The organism is Bradyrhizobium sp. STM 3843 (genome assembly GCF_000239815.1).
GTDB lineage: Bacteria > Pseudomonadota > Alphaproteobacteria > Rhizobiales > Xanthobacteraceae > Bradyrhizobium.
In genome coordinates, this window is record NZ_CAFK01000007.1 from 1 (window position 1) to 20,478 (window position 20,478).

Here is a 20,478-nt window from a genome sequence, read left to right on the forward strand (position 1 = left end):
CTGAAAGTGCGCGAGCGCAATTCCTACGCCTTTGCCGTGGTCTCCGTCGCGGCCGGCCTCGTGATCGAGAACGGCGCGATCAAGCAGGCACGGCTCGCGCTCGGCGGCGTCGCGGCGAAACCGTGGCGCCCGCGCGAAGCCGAAGCGCTGCTCGCCGGCCAGCCGGCTAACGCGAGCGCGTTCCAACGCGCCGCCGACGCCGCGCTCGCCGGCGCAAAGCCATCCGGAGACAACGCCTACAAGATTCCGCTGGCGCGCAATCTGATCGTGCGTGCGCTGCAAGCCGCTCACCAGGGCACGCCCGCGCGCATGCCGGCGCTGCCCGCCTCGCCCTTCTCCTCCGTTCCCGGAGTTCTTCATGACGCCTGAACTCAATCTCTCCCGCGATCCCGCCCATCTCAGGCACGGCTCGAATATCGGCCAGCCAATCTCCCGCCGCGACGGCGTGCTGAAGGTCACCGGCGCCGCACGCTACGCCGCTGACAGCAACCCGCGCGGCCTGCTCTATGCCGTGCTCGCCGTGAGCAGCATTGCGCGCGGCTGCGTCGCCTCGCTCGATGTCGAGGCCGCGAAAGCGCATCCCGGCGTGGTCGAGGTGATGACACAGGCCAACCGGCCGCCACTCGCCGACGATCCCGACGGCAAGCCCAATCCGTTCGCCTTCAGGTTCGAGGCGCTGCAGAACGATCGCGTGCGCTATGCCAACCAGCCGATCGCACTCGTGATCGCCGAGACGCTGGAGGCCGCGACCGAAGGCGCGGCGCTACTCGCACCCCGTTACGAGGCCGAGCCGGCGCGCATCGGTCTGGACGCCGACAAACCTTACGTCCCGCCGGTCGTCGGCATGGGCTTCCCCGCGGAAAGCCGTCACGGCGACGTCGATGCGGCGCTGGCCTCGGCCGACAAGACCATCGAGGCCGTCTACGAGACGCCGCCGCACTACCACAACGCAATGGAGCCGCATGCGATCGTGGCGGAATGGCAGGGCGACAAGCTCGTGATCGACACGCCGACGCAGGGACTCGTGATGATGCAGGCGCGCATCGCCGCCCTGTTCGGGATTCCGCCTGAGAACATCCTGATCCGCAGCCCGTTCCTCGGCGGCGGCTTCGGGGGCAAGGGCCTGATGGCGGGGCCGCAGGTGCTCGGCATCCTCGCCGCGAAGCTAGTGGGGCGCCCGGTGAAGCTCGTGGTCCGTCGCGAGCAGCTCTATGGCCCGTTCGGTCACCGCTCGCCGACGCGGCAGACGCTGCGCCTGGGCGCGAATGCCGAAGGCCAGCTCTCGGCGATCCATCATCACGCCAGGGTTGTCACCTCCAGCTTCGAGGATTTCTACGAATCCGCGGCGCACCTGACGCATACACTCTACGCATCGCCGGCCATCGCGACCACCTACGACGCCGTGCGGGTCGACACCGGCACGCCGCTGTTCGTGCGTGCGCCCGGCATCGCGCCGGGATCGATCGCGCTGGAAAGCGCCGTCGACGAGATGGCAGAGGCCTGCGGCCTCGATCCGCTCGCCTTCCGCGTCAAGAACTACGCCGAGATCGAGCCCGGCACCGGCAAGCCGTTCTCCTCGAAAGCCCTGCGCGAATGCTACACGCAAGGTGCCCAGCGCTTTGGCTGGTGGGAGCGGCCGCTGAAGCCGCGGATGATGCGCGACAAGGACGGCTTCCTGGTCGGCTGGGGCATGGGGACGGCGACCTTCCATGCGCTGATGTTCGCCGGCCAAGCGCGTGCGGTGATCCGCCGCGACGGCACCGGCGCCATGGAAACCGGCTCGCATGACATGGGCCAGGGCGCCTGGACGGCGCTGGCACAGATTGCCGCAGATGCGCTGGCGCTCGATATCGACCAGGTCGCGTACAAGGCCGGCACCTCGGACTTGCCGGACGCCGGCATCGCCGGCGGCTCCGCGCATACGGCGACCGTCGGCACCGCGATCCACAATGCGGGTGCAGCGGTCATCGCCAAGCTGGCCGAGCTTGCGACCTCGGACCAGCGCTCGCCGCTGTTCGGGGCCGGCAATGCCGGCGTGATCGCGCGCAACGGGCGGCTGTTCCGGCGCGACGACGAGAGCCGCGGCGAAGCCTATGGCGATATCCTCGCACGCGCTGGCCTTGCCGAGATCGACGCCTCCGGCACCGGCGCGCCAGATGCGGCGGCCAATGAGCAATATGCCATGCACTCGCACGGCGCGGTGTTTGCCGAGGTCAAGGTCGATCCCGATCTCGGCCAGGTGCGCGTCAGCCGCATGGTCGGCGCGTTTGCTGCGGGCCGCATCATCAACCCCAAGATGGTGCAGAGCCAGCTGCTCGGCGGCATGATCTGGGGCGTGTCGCTGGCGCTGCATGAGGAAGCGATCACCGATCACCGCACCGGGCGCATCATGAACGCCAATCTCGGCGAATATCATGTGCCCGTGAATGCCGACATCCCGGCGATGGAGGCCTTCACGGTCGAGGAGCATGACCCATACGTCAACCCGCTCGGCATCAAGGGGGTCGGCGAGATCGGCATCACCGGCTCGGCCGGCGCGGTGGCCAACGCGGTCTGGCACGCTACCGGCGTTCGGGTCCGGCGCTTCCCGGTTCGGATCAGCGACCTGGTCCGGCGGGCCGACTAACAGCAAAATTCCGGGACGCCGCTCGCGACAACATGGCAAAGCCATTTTGCCGCAGCGGCTACCCCGGAGCCTGTCATCGGGCGACTTAGAGCGCCGCTCCTTTGAAGCCGCGCTGCACCGACGGACGACAAAACGGCGATCTCACGCCGCCTGCTTCTTGAAGTGGGCGTCGAACCATTTCTGATACGCCAGCTGCTCGGCGCCGAGTTCAAACTCGACATGCAGCGCGTCCTGATCGCGGGCGCGCACGACGTAAGGAAGCTGCCGGTCGAAACCGTCAATACGGATCGTGCCCGTCGCCCCGATCTCGGGATTGTGCTGACAACGGATCCAGGCACCGCCCTCGGAGATGTCGATCAGCACGGCCTTGATCCGGCCGGTGCCGGACCCGCTCAGCTCGACCGGCAAATTCGACTTGAACCTCGGCCATTGGCGGCGATTGGCCTCGGCGGTTGTGGTGCGCACCACCTTGGTCAGGGTCGAGCGCAACGAGGACAGGCTGGCGCCGACCTGGCCGATTGCCTGACGAACCTCGGTCGCGCGAGCATCGACCGCCCCGGCGTCCCGGCCGACGTTGGATATCTTGGCCGAGACTTGCTCGGCGCCCGCGGCCGCCGCAGTGACCGAGCGACTGATCTCGGAGGTCGCCGCATGCTGCTCCTCCATCGCCGCCGACACCGATGCCGCGACCTGGTCGATCTCCGAGATCTGGCTGCCCATGTCCTCGACCGCACTGACCGCAGCGCTGGTGGCGCTCTGCACCTCCGAGATCAGCCGCGCGATCTCGTCGGTCGACTTCGCGGTCTGGTCCGACAATGATTTGACCTCGGCTGCGACCACAGCAAAGCCGCGTCCGGCCTCCCCGGCGCGCGCGGCCTCGATGGTGGCGTTGAGCGCCAGCAGGTTGGTCTGCTCGGCAATGCCGCCGATCATGTTCGAGACTTCCGCGATCTTGGCCACCGCGCTCGACAGCATCTCGATCGTTGTCCTGGCCTTCTCGCGGCCGGCAACGGCGCTCTTGGTGATCGCGCTGGCGCGGGCGACTTGGCCCGAGATCTGGCGAATTGCCGAATCCATCTGTTGGGCCGCCGCGGAGACGCTTTGCGCATTGGACAGCGACTGCTTGGACGCGGCCGCCACCGCCTGGGCTTCCGAGGACAACGTCCGGGCAAGCTCCGACAGCCCCGAGGCAGCCTGTTCGACGTCACGCGAGGCGCCGGCGGCAGCTTCGACCGAGGAGCCGGTTTCGCTCTCGATCACGTCGGCCATGTCGAGCATCGAACGGCGCTTCTGCTCGTCGAGCTCGTTTCGATCCTTGTCCTGGCGCTCCCGCAGCCGCGCATTCTCGATCGCACTGGTCTTGAAGACGGCGAGTGCTCCGGCCATCGCGCCGATCTCGTCGCCGCGCTCAGCGAACGGGATTTGCACGTCGAGATCACCATCGGCGAGCTGGCGCATGGTCCTGGTCATTTGCGTCAGCGGCCGCACCACGCCGCGGATCAAGCCGGCGAGACCGCCGATCACCAGCACAAAGACGAGACCCGCGACACCCCACACGATCCACGACATCGAATGATCGCGCTCGGCCGCGGTCGTCTCCATGTCCGCATTGAACTTGTTGGCGCGCGTGACGATGTCGTCGATCACGCTGCGATGCGCCGTGTAAGCCTCCGTCAGCCGGGCATAGGCGGCCTCGGCTTTCGCGCCGTCCCCGGCACGGAGCGCCGGTAGCAGATCAGAGTCGAGCGTCTGCCAGAACTTGCGTACCTGCGCATCCGACGTCTCGACCAGCATCGATCTCAAGGATGGCTGCAATGCCGACGACGTCCAATACGCCTTGCGCTCGTCGTAATCCTTCCTCAGCTGGGCCAGCTTTGTCTGGTGCGCCTCAAGGTTCTTCGGCTCGCGCAGCGCCAAGGTGGATTCCAGATAGGCCTCGATCACATATTCCGGCGGCGGCAGGATGTCGGCGACCAGATCGTTGCCGAGCTTGATGTCGGAGTAAAGCGGTCCCCCGACCCTGAGCTCGCCGAGCGCATAGGCCCCGGTCAGAACCACGGCTGCCAATCCGACGGCCACGAGCAGGCCGAATGCAGCGATGACGGCGGAGATCGACAGGCGGGTTTTCATTGCGGACCACAAACACAATTTTGGAGCGGCCGATGCGGCAACCGGCCTCGCTCCTAAAATGGCATTTCCATTCGGCCGACGACGGCCGAGCCGCCATTTCCGAATCGCCGCACGATACTGGCTTCGATTGTCATCCCAACCCGTCTGCAGAAGGGTAAACATTTCATTCCGTAGAATTGCGGAGAAACGCGAGAGCGCCTAAGCGCCGAACCAGCAGACATGATCTGGCGCAAGGCGGAGCGAAGCGGCTCGGCGATGATGCGACCTCCAACGAGGGCATCATGTCCAAACCGGTTCCCGACAAGGCCGAGATCGCGCTCGAATATCCCGACAAGTTCTATGTCGGCACCTTCGAGCATTCGTCCCGCTTCCAGGCCAGGCTTGAGCCGACAGGGTTGGCGCTGACCTTGGAACGTCCGGGATCCGAGGACGTCCGCAAATCAGTTCATCTGCATCTCAACTACGGACTGCTGGCCGCGATCCTGCGCGAGATTGCCGCCGATGCAGGCGCGATTCCCAAAGACGACCTGCACCGTGATCAGTTGGCTGATGCGGTCGCAACCCTTCACGCGGCCCTTAACGGACCTTAACCCTGATGTCTCAAAGCGACACGAGGCGAGCCGATCTTAACGCTCGCTTCAGGCATCGTTAAACCTCCGCTAACCACGAAAAAACGTTTGCCTGCCAACAGGTTGGGTTGGAGGCCACTGTGTTGCGGCAGTGACAGCATTTGATTCAAAACCGATCTATCAGCTGACGCATCGATTGCGCCGCAGGTGGCGCTTGTATGCGTTGGAGATGTACGATGAAGAAGTTCCTGCTCGCGACTGTCGCTCTCGCGGCCCTGGCCGGAGCTCAGTCCGCTCGCGCCGCCGATCTCGGCGCCCGCTCCTATCCCTATGCGACCAAGGCTCCGGCCTATATGGCGCCGATCTACAACTGGACCGGCTTCTATGTCGGCGCGCATATCGGCGGCGCGTTTTCCAGCGACAACAATTTCTCCGGCCTTGCCACCGGCAACAATTCCAACGGCCGCTTCCTCGGCGGTCTGCAGGTCGGTGCTGACTGGCAGTTCGCCCCGAGCTGGGTGATCGGTGCCGAAGGCCAGTACAGCTGGGTCGGCGGCAGCGTCGGCGCCGTGTTTCCGGGCGGCTACACCTATAAGAACAGCCAGCGCGGGCTCGGCTCGATCACCGGCCGCTTCGGTTACACCTGGGGCCCGGGCCTGGTCTATGTGAAGGGCGGCTACGCCTATTCCGACAACAATGAGAGCGTGACGCTGGCCGGCCTGCCGGTCGGTTTCGGCACCACCGGCGATCATCGCAACGGCTACACGGTCGGCGCCGGCCTCGAATACATGTTCGCGCCGAGCTGGTCGGCCAAGGTCGAGTATGACTACTACAATTTCGGCAGCGCCAGCTTCACCGCGCCGCCGGCGCTGGTGGCGACCGGCAGCTTCACGACCGACGACCACACCTTCAAGGCCGGCGTGAACTATCGCTTCAACTGGGCGGGCGCTCCGGTGGTCGGGCGCTACTGAGCTGCATCCAATCATTTAACAGGGCGGCGGGGGCCGGCAGCAATGCCGGCCCTTTTAATTTGCAACGGTCACGCAGGCGTTTGCCGCGCCTCGACCTCGATCGTCGCGCTGCGCGGAAATAAGCAGCCGTTGCTTTTCGGTTAAATCCCGCCGGGTGAAATGCGAAACGACGCAAATTCTCGGCTGCGCTCCCGTGATTTCCCGGAATTTGTTAACTCGCCACCGCGATACTGCCCGCAAAATTCAGGCGCGCAATCGTTGCGTCGCGGGGGAAACAGAATGGCGGTTTGCTTCAGCATCGGCAGGATGTTCGGCCACCTGCGGCCGCAATCGGGCATCAAGGGCAGCTTGTTTGCGGCTTTTGCCGTGATCGCGGCCATGACGATCGCGATCAGCGTCGGCGCCGGCATGGCGCTGCGGCATGTCGGCGCCACCATGGTCGATCTATCGGACCGCGACATCCCCCGCCTCACCGCCAGCCTGCAGCTGCTGGCGCAGAGCCAGAGCCTCGCCAGCCTTGGTCCTGCGCTGTTGGGATCGCAGAACAACGACGCGCTCAATGATCGCCTCAAGAAGATGCAGGAGATCCAGAAGCTCACCGAACAGCGGCTGAACGAGATCGCAAGCCTCGGCGCCGACAAGAGCGTGCTGGGGCCGCTCGCCGAGACCATCAAGAACATCAACGACGCCAATCAGAGCCTGGTCTCGGCTGCGCGCGAACGGCTGAAGGCGGTCGCAGCCCATAACAGGCAATATGACGCGCTGCGCCGGGCTCAGGCCGATTTCACCGAAGCCGCAAGCGCGCCCATGCTGGACGCCCAGGCCGGACTGAATGCGGTGGTCGGCGCGCTCGAAATATCCGTCGACGACGCCACCGCGGCGGCGCGCTTCGTCGAGCAGATCGGCAACGTCATCGCCAGCGGCAATCTGATCGCCGCCCAATTGGCCTCCGCCTTGTCCGCGAACGACGCCGATGCGCTGGATGCGACGGAGAAGGCGTTCAAGCAGGCGGTGTCGCAGCTGCAATCGAATCTCGAGCTGCTGCCCAATACGCGCACCACGGCGGCGTTGCGCGACGCCGCGACAAAGCTTGCTGCGCTGGGCGAAGGCAAGACACGCGTGTTCAAGCTGCGCGAGAAGGAGCTCGACGCCTTCGATTACGGCCAGACCGTGCTGGAGGAGACGCGCAAGCTCAATGTCGGCCTCGAGATCAGCGTGCAGCAGCTGGTCGAGGGCGTCCGCAATGCGACCGCGACCGCAACCACGACCGCGGGTCAGGAAATCAAGCTCGCAACTCTTGTCATGATTGGCGCGGGAGCTGCGACGCTGATCGGCTCAGCGCTGTTCGTCTGGCTCTATGTCGCCGGCAGCATCCTGCGCCGCATCAGCCGGCTGCAACAGGCGATGCAGCGGCTCTCGAGCGGCGATCTCGACACCGAGCTCCGGCACGCCGGCCGAAGCGACGAAATCGGCGCGATGGCGGCAACGCTGGAGGTGTTCCGCGAGAGCATGATCCGTGCCCGCACCCTCGCCGCCGCCCAGGACAAGGACCGCGCCGCGAAGGCCGAGCGCGCCGCCCGCATGGAGGCGCGGATCGCTGAATTCGAAGCCGCGGTGCGCGGCACGCTCGCCAATCTGCAGAGGTCGGCCGGCGCGATGCAGACCACCGCGCAGGGCATGTCGGACACCGCCGCGCAGTCGAATTCACTGGTGAGCGCCGTGGCAGCGGCGGCGGAACAGACCTCGACGAACGTGCAGACGGTCTCGGCCGGCACCGAGGAACTGTCGTCCTCGATCGCCGAGATCAGCCGCCAGGTCGTGACCTCGGCCGGGATCGCCAAGAAGGCGGTGACCGAGGCCGGCGCGACCGACGCCACCATGCAGGGCCTGGCCGACAATGCGAGCCGCATCAGCGTGGTGGTCGACCTGATCCAGGTGATCGCCTCGCAGACCAACCTGCTTGCGCTCAATGCCACCATCGAAGCGGCGCGCGCCGGCGAAGCCGGCCGTGGCTTCGCCGTGGTGGCCTCCGAGGTGAAGAGCCTCGCCAGTCAGACGGCGAAAGCCACCGACGAGATCCGCAGCCAGATCGCCCGCATGCAGCAGGTCGCATCATCAGCGGTCACGGCGATCCGCAACATCGGCGGGACCATCGCCGAGATCAACGATGTCACCACCTCGATTGCCGCCGCGATCGAGCAGCAGGGCACGGCCACGCGCGAGATCGCCCGCAACATCCAGCAGGCGGCAGGCGGCACCACCGAGGTCTCCGGCAACATCACCGGCGTCGCCAGCGCGGCGGCCAAGGCCGGCAGCTCGGCGGCCGACGTGCTGAACGCATCGGAAGCGCTGTGGCGTGAGGCCGACGGCCTGCGCGCGGAGATCGACGCCTTCCTCAGCAACATCAGGGCGGCTTAGGACGCTGTCATTCCGGGGCGGTCCGGAGGACCGAACCCGGAATCTCGAGATTCCGGGCTCACTCGCGTTGCGAGCGCCCCGGACGTCGTGTGTGGTTCAAGCCTTGCGCCGAGCCGCTACCCGCCCGCGAATTTTCGGCTGGCGCTCGCCCGCCACGGCGTTTAAGCCGATGGCATGCATTCCAAAACACACCCCGTGCACTCCTCGGCGGAGGCATTGCGATACCCCTGGGAAAGCCACCCCGGGGAGGATCAGGTCGTCGAGGTCGCGCCGGGCGTGCTCTGGCTGCGGCTGAAGCTGCCGTTCCGCCTCAACCACGTGAACATCTATCTGCTGGCCGATGGCGATGGCTGGACCGCGGTCGATTCCGGCTTCGGCAATGAGGAATCGATCGCAGCCTGGACCAGGCTGCTCGAGGGGCCGCTGCAGCATGTGAAGATCGCCCGGCTGATCGTCACCCATTCGCACCCCGACCATGTCGGGCTTGCGGGGTGGATCGTCGAACGCTTCAACTGCCCGCTGCTGATGTCGCAGGTCGAGTACCTGCAGTCGGTCTATCACCAGAACCGCGGCAGCGAGGAGCGGCTGAACGCGCAGCGCCAGTTCTTCCGCCGCCACGGCATGGATGAGACCCTGACCGACAAGCTGCTCGGCCGCGGCCAGGACTATCTGAAACGGGTCTCGATCCTGCCGCCGTCCTACCGGCGCATCTCCCATGGCGACGAGATCCAGATCGGCAGCCGCCGCTTCAAGGTGATCACCGGTGGCGGCCATGCGCTCGACCAGGTGATGCTCTATTGCGCCTCGGACAAGCTGTTCCTGTCCGCCGATCAGGTGCTGAGCAAGATCTCGCCGAATGTCAGCGTCTGGGCGGTCGAGCCGGACCAGAACTCGCTGGGTGAATATCTGGCCTCGCTGGCAAGCCTGACCACCACCCTGCCCTATGATGCCCTGGTGCTGCCCGGCCATGGCGTGCCGTTCTACGGGCTGAAGACACGGATCAAGCAGCTGGCCGACCATCACGAGGAACGCTGCCGGATGATTGCGGAAGCCTGCCTGCAAGAACCCAAAACCTCGGCGCAGTTGGTGCCGGTGGTGTTCCACAAGCACGCGCTCGATCCGCACCAGATGGGCTTCGCGGCTGGCGAGCTGATCGCGCATGTCAACTACATGCTGGTGGAAGGCCGCCTCACCGCGGAAGCGATCGACGGCGTATTTCACTATCGCACAACCTGAGCAGCGGACCGGCGGCTCGGGCGGCTCCGACCTCGCCGCAGCGCCGCCGCAATGCGAGCGCGGTTCAGTCGCAATCATCCTACCTTGGACAAATCGCCCACGGCCGGCCCGGGGATTCCAACTCGACAGCCCGACTGGAAACGCTCTAATAAGTCTTCCAAACCCCCGCCGCCGCGAGGGTCCGTTCCAGATGCTGCATTGCAGCGCGCCACGTCAGGTTTCGCGATGGACTACAGCCAGTATTTCAGTGCCGCCCTTGGTCGCCTGCATGACGAGCGCCGCTACCGCGTGTTTGCGGATCTGGAGCGCCTCGCCGGCCGGTTCCCGCACGCGCTCTGGCATTCGCCGAGCGGCGCCCGCAACGTCGTGATCTGGTGCTCGAACGACTATCTCGGCATGGGCCAGCATCCGAAGGTGGTCGGCGCGATGGTCGAGACCGCGACCCGGGTTGGCACCGGCGCCGGCGGCACCCGCAACATCGCTGGCACGCACCACCCGCTGGTGCAGCTCGAGGCCGAGCTCGCCGACCTCCATGGCAAGGAGGCGGCGCTGTTGTTCACCTCCGGCTATGTCTCCAACCAGACCGGCATCGCCACCCTCGCCAAGCTGATTCCGAACTGCCTGATCCTGTCGGACGCACTGAACCACAATTCGATGATCGAAGGCGTGCGGCAGTCCGGCTGCGAGCGCCAGATCTGGCGCCACAACGATGTCGGGCATCTCGAGGAGCTTTTGATCGCGGCCGGCCCTGACAGGCCCAAGCTGATCGCCTGCGAGAGCCTCTATTCGATGGACGGTGACGTGGCGCCGCTGGCTGCGATCTGCGACCTCGCCGAGCGCTACAACGCGATGACCTATGTCGACGAGGTTCATGCGGTCGGCATGTATGGCCCGCGCGGCGGCGGCATCGCCGAGCGCGATGGCGTGATGCACCGGATCGACATTCTCGAAGGCACGCTCGCCAAGGCGTTCGGCTGTCTCGGCGGCTATATCGCGGCCAAGGGCGAGATCATCGACGCCGTGCGCTCCTATGCGCCGGGCTTCATCTTCACGACAGCGCTGCCGCCGCCGATCTGCTCGGCCGCCACGGCTGCGATCCGCCACCTGAAGAGCTCGAGCTGGGAGCGCGAGCGCCACCAGGACCGCGCGGCACGGGTCAAGGCCATCCTGTCGGCCGCGGGCCTGCCGGTGATGTCGAGCGACACCCATATCGTGCCGCTATTCGTCGGCGATCCCGAGAAGTGCAAGCTCGCCTCGGATCTGCTGCTCGAAGAGCACGGCATCTATATCCAGCCGATCAACTATCCGACGGTCGCCAAGGGCACCGAGCGGCTGCGCATCACGCCCTCGCCCTATCACGATGACGGCCTGATCGACCGCCTCGCCGAAGCGCTGGTGCAGGTCTGGGAACGGCTCGGCCTGCCGCTGAACAAGAAGGCGCTGGCGGCGGAGTAGTTCGGTGGGTAGCCCGGTTCGGTGGGTAGCCCGGTTCGGTGGGTAGCCCGGGTGAGCGTCAGCGACACCCGGGAGATATGACTCAATTGTCCCGGATGTCGCTTCGCTCATCCGGGCTACGCGCTCGTTTGTGAGCCTCGTAGAGCCAGCCGACCGTTCAGGAGCGCGGCTGATTAGGGGCACCGGGCCGCGTCATTTTCGCTGTCATCGTCCGCGCAGGCGGACGAGCCAGTACTCCGAGACGCCCGTTCTAATCGAGAGGCCGCGGCGTACTGGATGCCCGCCTCCGCAGGCATGACGCCCAGGGTTTTGGAACCAGCTTGCCCCTTTTCAGACATCGCTCGAACAACGGCCGCCGCTAAGCATGAACAACGTTCTGCGATGCCCGCGCCAAGATCGCTGTCGCCTCGCCCCGTGCAAAGCGCTAGATTTCCCGCACTAACGGGACAATCCCGAAAGCCTGAAGGAGACGTCGGGAGACACGCAAGCGATGCTGCATGACTGGGCCGTGATCGCGGCCGCCTTCGGCTATATCGGCTTCCTGTTCCTGGTCGCCAGTCACGGCAACCGGCGGCCTTCGGACGGGCGCGGCCGTCTCTCGCGGCTGATCTATCCGCTGTCGCTGGCGATCTACTGCACCTCCTGGACCTTCTTCGGCTCGGTCGGCTTCGCCACCCGCACCAATATCGATTTCCTCGCGATCTATGTCGGGCCGGTGCTGATGGTCGGCTGCTGCACGCCGCTGCTGCGCCGCGTCATTCACTTGGCGAAATCGCAGAACATCACCTCGGTCGCCGACCTGATCGGCGCCCGCTACGGCAAGAGCCAGGCGGTGGCGGCGACGGTGGCGCTGATCGCGATCATCGGATCGGTGCCCTATATCGCGCTGCAGCTCAAGGCAGTCGCCTCCTCGCTCGAAACCATCCTCAGCGAGGATCAGGCGTTTTCGCGCATGCCGCTGGTCGGCGACATGGCGCTGCTGGTGACGCTCGCGATGGCGACCTTCGCGGTGCTGTTCGGCACCCGCCAGACCGACGCCACCGAGCATCAGCACGGGTTGATGCTGGCGGTCGCCACCGAGTCGATCGTGAAGCTGGTCGCCTTCCTCGCCGCCGGCGTCTTCGTCACCTTCATCATGTTCTCGCCGCACGAATTGATCGAGCGCGCGATGCGATCGCCGGAAGCCGAGCGCACCATCGAATACATTCCCGGCATCGGCAATTTCCTGACCATGACGCTGCTGTCGTTCTGCGCGGCGATGCTGCTGCCGCGGCAATTCCATGTCAGCGTGGTCGAGAACGCCAGTGATGCCGAGGTGACGCGGGCGCGCTGGCTGTTCCCGCTCTACCTCGTCGCCATCAACCTGTTCGTGATCCCGATCGCGCTCGCCGGGCTCATCACCTTCCCGTTCGGTGCCGTCGACAGCGACATGTTCGTGCTGGCGCTGCCGATCGAGGCCAACGCGACCACACTCTCGATCCTCGTCTTCGTCGGCGGCCTGTCGGCGGCCACCGCCATGGTGATCGTCGAATGCGTCGCGCTCTCGATCATGGTCTGCAACGACATCGTGGTGCCGCTGGTGCTGCAGCGCCAGCAGGACACCCGTGAAGCCCGCGGCTTTGCCGGCTTCCTGCTCGGCACCCGTCGGATCGCGATCTTTGCCATCATGGTGATGGCCTATCTCTATTATCGCGCGCTCGGAAACACCCAGCTCGCCGCGATCGGGCTGTTGTCCTTTGCGGCCGTCGCGCAGCTCGCGCCGGCGTTCTTCGGCGGGCTGTTCTGGCGGCGCGCCACCGCGCGCGGCGCCATGGGCGGCATGATCACGGGCTTCGCGGTCTGGCTCTACACGCTGTTCATCCCGAGCTTCCTCGACACCTCGACCGCGGGCATCCTGTTCCTGCAGCACGGCCCGTTCGGGATCGACGCGCTGCGGCCGCAGGCGCTGCTCGGCACCGATCTGCCGCCGCTGCTGCATGGCGTACTCTGGAGCCTCTCGCTCAACTTCCTGGTCTATGTGCTGCTGTCGCTGGCACGCCAGCCATCGTCGATCGAGCTCTTGCAGGCCGATCTGTTCGTACCCGCCGAACTCACGCCGATCGCACCGAGCTTCCGCCGCTGGCGTTCCACCGTCACGGTGCAGGACATCCAGAGCACGGTGGCGCAATATCTCGGGCCCGACCGGGCACGCGACACCTTTGCGGCCTTCGCCGCCAACCACCGCACCGTGCTCGATCCGGCAGCCCCTGCCGATTTCGAGCTGCTGCGCCATGCAGAGCGCCTGATCGCCTCCTCGATCGGCGCCGCCTCCTCACGGCTCGTGATGTCGCTGCTGCTCCGCAAGCGCACGGTCTCCGCCAAGGCGGCCTTGAAGCTGCTCGACGATTCCCACGCCGCACTGCATTTCAACCGCGAGATCCTGCAGACCGCGCTCAACCATGTGCGGCAGGGCATCGCCGTCTTCGACCCCGATCTGCAGCTGATCTGCTCCAACCGGCAGTTCGTCGACCTGCTCGGCCTGCCGCCGCATCTGGTGCAGATCGGCAGTCCCTTGAAGGAAATCCTCGAATTCATGGGCTCGATCGGCGCGCCGACCGGCGAGGATGGTGAGGCGCTGCTGGAGCTGCGGCTGGCCGCCTACACCACGGAAGGCAAGCCCTATCTGGAGCGCCTGGCCGATCGCCACATGGTAATCGAGGTGCGCAGCAACCGCATGCCCGACGGCGGCCTCGTCATCACCTTCACCGACGTCACCCCGTCCTTCGAAGCAGCCGAGGCGCTGGAGCGCGCCAACGCCTCCCTGGAAAAGCGCGTGCGTGACCGCACCGAGGAACTGACCCGGCTCAACTCGGAGCTGGCGCTGGCCAAGAGCGCTGCGGAAGACGCCAACATCTCCAAGACGCGTTTCCTTGCCGCCGCCAGCCACGACATTCTGCAGCCGCTCAACGCCGCGCGCCTCTATGTCACGAGCCTGGTGGAGCGGCAGAAGGCGAGCGAAGAATCCCGGCTGGTCGAGAATATCGATGAGTCGCTGGAGGCGATCGAAGAAATCCTCGGCGCGTTGCTCGATATTTCCCGCCTCGATGCGGGAGCGATGACGCCTTCGATCTCGAGCTTCAAGATGGCGGACCTGATGCGCTCGCTGGAGATCGAGTTCGCGCCTGCCGCGCGCGCCAAGGGACTCGAGCTCACCTTCGTGCCGTGCTCGCTGCCGGTCGAATCCGACCGGCTGCTGCTGCGGCGTCTGCTGCAGAACTTCATCTCCAACGCGATCAAATATACCCCGCATGGCCGCGTGCTGGTCGGCTGCCGCCGGCGCGGCCAGTCGCTGCAGATCGGCGTCTACGACACCGGCGTCGGCATTCCGCCGCAGAAGCGCGGCGAGATCTTCAAGGAATTCCACCGGCTCGAACAGGGCGCTCGAATCGCGCGCGGGCTGGGGCTGGGACTGTCGATCGTCGAGCGGATCGCGCGCGTGCTCAACCACGGCATTGCGCTCGACTCGCAACCGGGCGGCGGCTCGGTATTCTCGATCACGGTCCCGATTGCCAAGGCGGTCAACCACACCGCCGCGGTGACCAGCGCCACGCCGCTCGCCAAGACGCCGATCGCAGGCGCGCTGATCGTCTGCATCGAGAACGACCCCGCCATTCTCGACGGCATGAAGACGTTGCTGACCGCCTGGCACGCCGAGGTGATTGCGGTTCCCGATCCCGACTCCGCCATCGAAGTGATCGAAGCACGCGGTGCTCCCGTCACCGGACTGCTGGTCGACTATCACCTGGATCGCGGCAACGGCATCGCCGCGATCCGCGACATCCGCCGCCGCTTCGGCGAGACGCTGCCCGCCATCCTGATCACCGCCGACCGCAGCCCGCACGTCCGCGCCGCCGCGCGCGAGGAGAACGTCGCCGTGCTCAACAAGCCGGTGAAACCGGCCTCGCTCCGCGCCCTGCTAGGGCAATGGCGAATTCAGCAGATGGTGGCGGCGGAGTAAGAAGACACCTTGGCGGACGAGTGTTCGTCGGAGCCAGGTTCTCGCGGAAAGCATCTCACGTTGTCGTACCTGAGACAACTTTCGCAGTGCCTGCCGCAGCAGCTGCATCTGCCGCCTTGCCATACCGGGCATACAGCGCCGGCAGCACCGCGAGCGTCAGCAGCGTGGCGCTGATCAGGCCGCCAATGACGACGGTCGCAAGCGGCTTCTGCACTTCGGCACCGGTGCCGGTCGCGAAAGCCATCGGCAGGAAGCCCAGGGAAGCAACAAGCGCCGTCATGATGACCGGCCGGAAGCGCGTCAACGCGCCCTCTTCAATGGCCTGCTCAATCGGCAGGCCGCGATCGCGGAGCTGGCGTATGTAGCTCAGCATCACGAGGCCGTTGAGCACTGCGACGCCTGACAAGGCAATGAAGCCGACCGCGGCCGGTATGGAGAACGGCATGCCGCGCAACCACAGCGCAAAGACGCCGCCGGTGAGCGCGAGCGGCACCGCACTGAACACCAGCAGCGCCTCTCGCACCGAGCCCATGGCGCTGAACAACAGCAGAAAGATCATGACGAAGCAGGCCGGCACGACGATGGCAAGACGTGTCCTCGCCGCGTCGAGATTTTCGGACTGGCCGCCCCAGCTGATCCAATAGCCGGCAGGCAGCTTCACACGACTGGCGATCCGCTGCCTGGCCTCCTCCACGACGGAGCCGAGATCGCGGCCGCGGACATTTGCGGTCACGACGATGCGGCGCTTGCCGTTCTCGCGGCTGATCTGGTTGGGGCCTTCCGCGAAGGAAAATCTTGCGACGCGATTGAGAGGCAGGCTTTGCACGGGCGAAGCGGGCGTCGCCTTGGGCAGCGCCACGGGCAGGTTGCTCAGGGCTTCCAGATCGGCGCGGACGCTCTCCGGCAAGCGCACGATGATTTCGAAGCTGCGGTCGCCCTCGAAGATCACCCCAGCCTCCTGGCCGCCGACCGCCGCCCCGATGACGTCATGCACCGCCGAGACGCTGAGGCCGCGCCGCGCAATCGCAGCCTTGTCGACCTTGATCTCCAGCACGGGCAAACCCGAGGCCTGCTCGACCTTGACATCCTCGGCGCCGCGCACGGCGCGCAGGCTGGCTGCGATCTCGTCCGCAGCCCGCAGCATCGGCTCGAACTCGTCGCCGAACACCTTCACAGCGATATCGCCGCGCACACCGGCCAGCAACTCGTTGAAGCGCATCTGGATCGGCTGGGTAAACTCATAGGCGTTGCCCGGCAGCCGGCTGACGGCCTGCGAAATCTGTTCGATCAGCTCGTCCTTCGTCAGTGACGGGTCGGGCCAGGCCTGTTTCGGCTTCAGGATGATGAAGGTGTCGGAAGCATTCGGCGGCATGGGATCGCTGGCGAGGTCGGCGGTGCCGGTCTTGGAGAAGACGAAAGCGACCTGTGGAAACCGGCTGACCGACTTTTCCACCGCCAGCTGCATCGCCTGGGACTGACTGAGCCCGGCAGCCGGAATTCGGATGGCATGCATGGCGATGTTCTTCTCGTCGAGCGATGGAATGAACTCCTGGCCGAGCCTGGTGAAGCCGAACAGGGCCACCGCAAACAGCACGAAGGCAGCCGAAACCACCGGCAGCGGAGCGGCGGTGACGAACCGCAATAACGGGCGGTAGGCACGCTTGGCGGCGGCGACGAAACGGTTGTCGCTTTCCTGCACGGGACCACGAAGACTAATGGCGATCAGGGCCGGAACGAGCGTCAGCGACAGCACGAAGGCGGCGGCGAGCGCCAGGATCACCGTCAGGGCCATCGGCTCGAACATCTTGCCTTCGACGCCGGTGAAGGAGAGCAACGGCACATAGACGAGGAGGATGATCGCCTGTCCGTAGAGACTCGGCCTCACCATCTCGGCTGCAGAGGCCCGTATGCTGGCAAGCCGCTCGTCACGCGTCAGCAGCCGGCCGAGTTCGCGCTGTCTCTCGGCAAGATGGCGAAGGCTGTTCTCGGTGATGATGACGGCGCCGTCAACAATCAGGCCGAAGTCGAGGGCGCCAAGGCTCATCAGATTGGCGCTGATGCGACCCTGCCACATACCGACCGCGGTCATCAGCACGGACAGCGGAATGACGAGCGCGGTAATCAGCGCGGCGCGGAAATTGCCGAGCAGGATGAACAGCACCGCGATCACGAGAAGGGCCCCCTCGGTCAGGTTCTTCGCAACCGTGCCGATGGTGGCGTCGACGAGCGTGGTGCGGTCGAGCACGGTGGAGATCTCGACACCCGGCGGCAGGGTCGGCGCGATGGTGCGCAACCTGGCATCGACGGCCGACGAGACCGTCCGGCTGTTGGCGCCGATCAGCATCAGCGCGGTGCCGACCACGACTTCGCGGCCGTTCTCGCTCGCACTGCCGGTGCGGGTCTCCCCGCCGATGTAGACCGTGGCGAGATCGTGCACGCGCACTGGAACGCCGCCGCGCGTGGTGACGACGACGGCGCCGAGCTCGTCGATATTTTCCAGCCGGCCGCCGGAGCGAACCACGATGCCCTCGCCGTTGCGCTCGATGTAGCGCGCGCCGCGACTGACATTGTTCGCCTCGATCGCCTTCGCGACATCCGAGAATGTCAGCCCGAGCGCGATCAGCTTTGCCGCATCCGGGTTGACCTGGTACTGCTTGAGAAAGCCACCAATTGCGTCGACGCCGGCGACCCCCGGGACCTGCTTGATCTGCGGCTTGACGATCCAGTCCTGGACCGTGCGCAGATACGCATTCTTCTCGACCTCGCTGTCGAGCAGCTCCCCATCGGGGGTGAGAAAGTGGCCATCGCGCTGCAGGCCGGGCATGCCGTCACGCTCTGCCGGCTGGGCGGAGAAGTGCACCGTCCACATGGTGATCTCGCCAAGGCCGGTCGAGATCGGCCCGATCCTCGGTTCGATCCCCTGCGGCAGCCGGCCACGGATTTCATTCAGGCGCTCGCCGATCTGCTGACGCGCGAAATAGATGTCGGTCCGCTCGGTGAAGACCGCCGTGACCTGCGAAAACCCGTTGCGCGACAGCGAGCGCGTGCTTTCCAGACCGGGTGCCCCGGCGAGCGCCGTCTCGATCGGAAACGTGACCTGCTTCTCGATCTCGGTGGGCGACAGCGCCGGCGCGATCGTATTGATCTGCACCTGCTTGTTGGTGATGTCGGGCACGGCGTCGATCGGCAGTTTCGTCATGGCGAAGATGCCGGCCGCGGCGGCGATGACGGCCAGCGTGACGACGATCCAGCGCCGGCGGATCGCGAGGTCGATGATGGCTTCGATCATGTCAGTGCTCGTCACCCGCTGCGTCGGCCTTTTCCAGCTCGGCCCTGAGGATGAAGGTATTGGCGACCGCGATCGTCTCGTCGGGCGCAAGCCCACTGACGATCTCGACGTTGTCATCATCCTCGCGTCCGGTACGCACCTGACGCGCTTCAAAGCCGTTCGCATCGCGCACGAACAGCACGTGCGTGCCCTTGATCGTTTGCAGCGCGCCGCGGGGCACGATGACCCTGGATGGCGCATCACCGAGCGGGATTTCCGCGGTCACGAAGGTGCCGGGCCTCCAGCGATGGTCCGGATTGGGCAGGCTCGCGATGACACGTGCATTGCGCGTCTCGCGGTCCAGCAAGGGACTGACGAAGATGATCTTCGCGCTGACCTCCTCGTCGATACCGATGGCGCGAATGCTCACGGAGCCGCCCTCGCGCACCGCAGCGATGTCTTCCGGAGAGACGGCGAGGTCGACCCAGACGTCGTCGAGATTGACGATGACGAAAAGCTCGCTCTCCTGACCTTCGCGGCCAATCAGGCCGCCCAAATCGACGCGCCGCTCGGAAATGCGCCCCGAGATGGGCGCGCGCAAAAACTGCTTGCGAAGCGTTGCCGGCGGCTGGTTCGGCAGATCGGCGATTTCGCTTTCCGATAGTCCGAGCGCAAACAGCTTCTGGCGCGCGCTGTCGAGCCTGATCTGGGCTTCGTTCGCGGTGTTCTGGGTGCGCAGGAATTCGTTTTCGGAGACGGCGTGGCTCTCGATCAGGGGTCTTTGACGGCTGAGCAGCGTCTGCCTGAGCTCATTGGTGACGCGCGCACCGAGATATTCGCTCTTGGCTTCCGCCACGTCCCGGCTCTCTATCGCGGCGACGATCTCGCCTTGTTCGACGCTGTCCCCCAGCTTCTTCCGCAGCTCGGCAACGGTGGCGAGCACGCGAACGGAAACGCGCGCGACGTGGTCGGCATCGGGGATCAGCGAGCCCGGTGCAAGGAAGTGGCGCCGCAACGTGCCGCCCTGAGCTTGCGCCAGCGTGATTCCGCCCTCGCGGATCTGCGGCTCGTCAAGGTCAAGGCGGCGCGGGCCGTTTCCATGGTCTTCGGCGTGCGATTCGGTACGCGCCGCCTCGACATGTTCGTGGTCGGCCATCAACGCTGCCGGCCATCCCGTGAGTGCAGCCACTCCAACGAGCGCCGCAATGCCGGCCGCTGCGCCGGCAACAAAGACAAATATCCGCTTCATCTGCGCCTTTCCGGCCGGCGTCGGCCGCTTGGGCCTGCGCGCATGCCTGATCGATCAAAGGTGAGAGTGCCCGCCGCGTGAATGCAGCGAGCGCACCGGGGCCAAGAGAGCCGGATCAGGCGCGGGGTGGCTTGAAGGGAGAAGCGGGATCGGTTGCCTTGGGCGAGGACACTGCGGCCAGGCGATGAATGCAGGTGACGTAGGCTATGGCGACGGCATCTTCCTGCGGCGCGACGGACATGACGTGAGAAAGGCAGTGGTCGCCCTGGGGGACACCGCCGTCAGCGTGAATCTTGCCCAAGGGGTTGCAGGTAGCGGGTGTGCTGCAGGTCGCGGGCGTGGAGACGACGGTCGCCGCGGCAACTTCGCCGTCGTGGCTCCAGCCATGGAAGAATGACATCACCAAGGCGAGCGAGATCAGCGCCGCGAGCAAGCTGCGCAGGCTCTGCTTTGGCCAAGGTGTGGAACTCGCTGCCATTGCACGTAAGTAACAATCCCACTCCATCAAGACAAGCTTGGCGGATCACGCGCCGGTTCCATCTTTCGGGGGGCACAGCCC

The 20,478-nt window shown here is 65.8% G+C and carries 11 protein-coding genes and 1 pseudogene; 8 read left to right on the forward strand and 4 right to left on the reverse strand.

The features are described 5' to 3' along the window. Window positions 1-369, forward strand: a pseudogene (locus BRAS3843_RS00955) (xanthine dehydrogenase family protein subunit M); the annotation flags it as partial. Beyond that, complete coding sequence (locus BRAS3843_RS00960) at window positions 359-2,626, forward strand: xanthine dehydrogenase family protein molybdopterin-binding subunit (protein ID WP_008966801.1); 2,268 nt, start codon at window positions 359-361, stop codon at window positions 2,624-2,626. The pseudogene BRAS3843_RS00955 and the gene BRAS3843_RS00960, both read left to right, overlap by 11 nt. Window positions 2,627-2,767: 141 nt before the next feature. On the opposite strand, the gene BRAS3843_RS00965 is transcribed toward BRAS3843_RS00960, so the two are convergent. Next, window positions 2,768-4,756 carry a methyl-accepting chemotaxis protein gene (locus tag BRAS3843_RS00965; protein ID WP_008966802.1) on the reverse strand — a complete coding sequence of 663 codons (1,989 nt, stop codon included), beginning with the start codon at window positions 4,754-4,756 and terminating at the stop codon, window positions 2,768-2,770. Window positions 4,757-5,037: 281 nt separating this feature from the next. Here BRAS3843_RS00965 and BRAS3843_RS00970 point away from each other — a divergent pair, with 281 nt between their 5' ends. The 6 genes from BRAS3843_RS00970 to BRAS3843_RS00995 all read left to right on the forward strand — a co-directional run bounded on the left by BRAS3843_RS00970 (window position 5,038) and on the right by BRAS3843_RS00995 (window position 15,402). Beyond that, the gene (locus BRAS3843_RS00970; protein ID WP_008966803.1) at window positions 5,038-5,346 is read left to right on the forward strand and encodes a hypothetical protein; all 309 of its coding nucleotides are present in this window, start codon (window positions 5,038-5,040) and stop codon (window positions 5,344-5,346) included. 215 nt (window positions 5,347-5,561) lie between these two features. Continuing rightward, window positions 5,562-6,296, forward strand: a complete 735-nt coding sequence (locus tag BRAS3843_RS00975; protein WP_008966804.1) for an outer membrane beta-barrel protein — start codon at window positions 5,562-5,564, stop codon at window positions 6,294-6,296. Between the two features lie 279 nt (window positions 6,297-6,575). Next, a complete protein-coding gene (locus tag BRAS3843_RS00980; protein WP_008966805.1) occupies window positions 6,576-8,714 on the forward strand; it encodes a methyl-accepting chemotaxis protein in 2,139 nt (712 codons plus the stop codon). Between the two features lie 174 nt (window positions 8,715-8,888). After that, complete coding sequence (locus BRAS3843_RS00985) at window positions 8,889-9,950, forward strand: MBL fold metallo-hydrolase (protein WP_035980498.1); 1,062 nt, start codon at window positions 8,889-8,891, stop codon at window positions 9,948-9,950. Between the two features lie 225 nt (window positions 9,951-10,175). Next, entirely contained in the window at window positions 10,176-11,405 is a 1,230-nt protein-coding gene (hemA, locus tag BRAS3843_RS00990; protein ID WP_008966807.1) for a 5-aminolevulinate synthase, read from the forward strand. Window positions 11,406-11,895: 490 nt separating this feature from the next. Then, on the forward strand, window positions 11,896-15,402 hold the full coding sequence (locus tag BRAS3843_RS00995; protein WP_008966808.1) for a PAS domain-containing hybrid sensor histidine kinase/response regulator: 3,507 nt from the start codon (window positions 11,896-11,898) through the stop codon (window positions 15,400-15,402). Window positions 15,403-15,457: 55 nt separating this feature from the next. On the opposite strand, the gene BRAS3843_RS01000 is transcribed toward BRAS3843_RS00995, so the two are convergent. The 3 genes from BRAS3843_RS01000 to BRAS3843_RS40415 all read right to left on the reverse strand — a co-directional run bounded on the left by BRAS3843_RS01000 (window position 15,458) and on the right by BRAS3843_RS40415 (window position 20,352). Then, a complete protein-coding gene (locus BRAS3843_RS01000) occupies window positions 15,458-18,691 on the reverse strand; it encodes a CusA/CzcA family heavy metal efflux RND transporter (RefSeq protein ID WP_008966809.1) in 3,234 nt (1,077 codons plus the stop codon). A gap of 1 nt (window position 18,692) precedes the next feature. Continuing rightward, window positions 18,693-19,919, reverse strand: coding sequence for an efflux RND transporter periplasmic adaptor subunit (locus BRAS3843_RS01005; protein WP_008966810.1), 1,227 nt, complete (start codon window positions 19,917-19,919; stop codon window positions 18,693-18,695). Between the two features lie 115 nt (window positions 19,920-20,034). Further along, window positions 20,035-20,352 carry a hypothetical protein gene (locus BRAS3843_RS40415; protein WP_210161385.1) on the reverse strand — a complete coding sequence of 106 codons (318 nt, stop codon included), beginning with the start codon at window positions 20,350-20,352 and terminating at the stop codon, window positions 20,035-20,037. Between the last annotated feature and the right edge of the window lie 126 nt (window positions 20,353-20,478).

What these genes read in the sequence shown, in the direction of transcription:
- BRAS3843_RS00995 (WP_008966808.1), top strand. Translation starts at nt 11,896, where the DNA reads ATGCTGCATGACTGGGCCGTGATCGCGGCCGCCTTCGGCTATATCGGC.
- BRAS3843_RS00960 (WP_008966801.1), top strand. Translation starts at nt 359, where the DNA reads ATGACGCCTGAACTCAATCTCTCCCGCGATCCCGCCCATCTCAGGCAC.
- BRAS3843_RS00975 (WP_008966804.1), top strand. Translation starts at nt 5,562, where the DNA reads ATGAAGAAGTTCCTGCTCGCGACTGTCGCTCTCGCGGCCCTGGCCGGA.
- BRAS3843_RS00985 (WP_035980498.1), top strand. Translation starts at nt 8,889, where the DNA reads ATGCATTCCAAAACACACCCCGTGCACTCCTCGGCGGAGGCATTGCGA.
- BRAS3843_RS01000 (WP_008966809.1), bottom strand. Translation starts at nt 18,691, where the DNA reads ATGATCGAAGCCATCATCGACCTCGCGATCCGCCGGCGCTGGATCGTC.
- BRAS3843_RS00980 (WP_008966805.1), top strand. Translation starts at nt 6,576, where the DNA reads ATGGCGGTTTGCTTCAGCATCGGCAGGATGTTCGGCCACCTGCGGCCG.
- hemA (WP_008966807.1), top strand. Translation starts at nt 10,176, where the DNA reads ATGGACTACAGCCAGTATTTCAGTGCCGCCCTTGGTCGCCTGCATGAC.
- BRAS3843_RS00970 (WP_008966803.1), top strand. Translation starts at nt 5,038, where the DNA reads ATGTCCAAACCGGTTCCCGACAAGGCCGAGATCGCGCTCGAATATCCC.
- BRAS3843_RS01005 (WP_008966810.1), bottom strand. Translation starts at nt 19,919, where the DNA reads ATGAAGCGGATATTTGTCTTTGTTGCCGGCGCAGCGGCCGGCATTGCG.
- BRAS3843_RS00965 (WP_008966802.1), bottom strand. Translation starts at nt 4,756, where the DNA reads ATGAAAACCCGCCTGTCGATCTCCGCCGTCATCGCTGCATTCGGCCTG.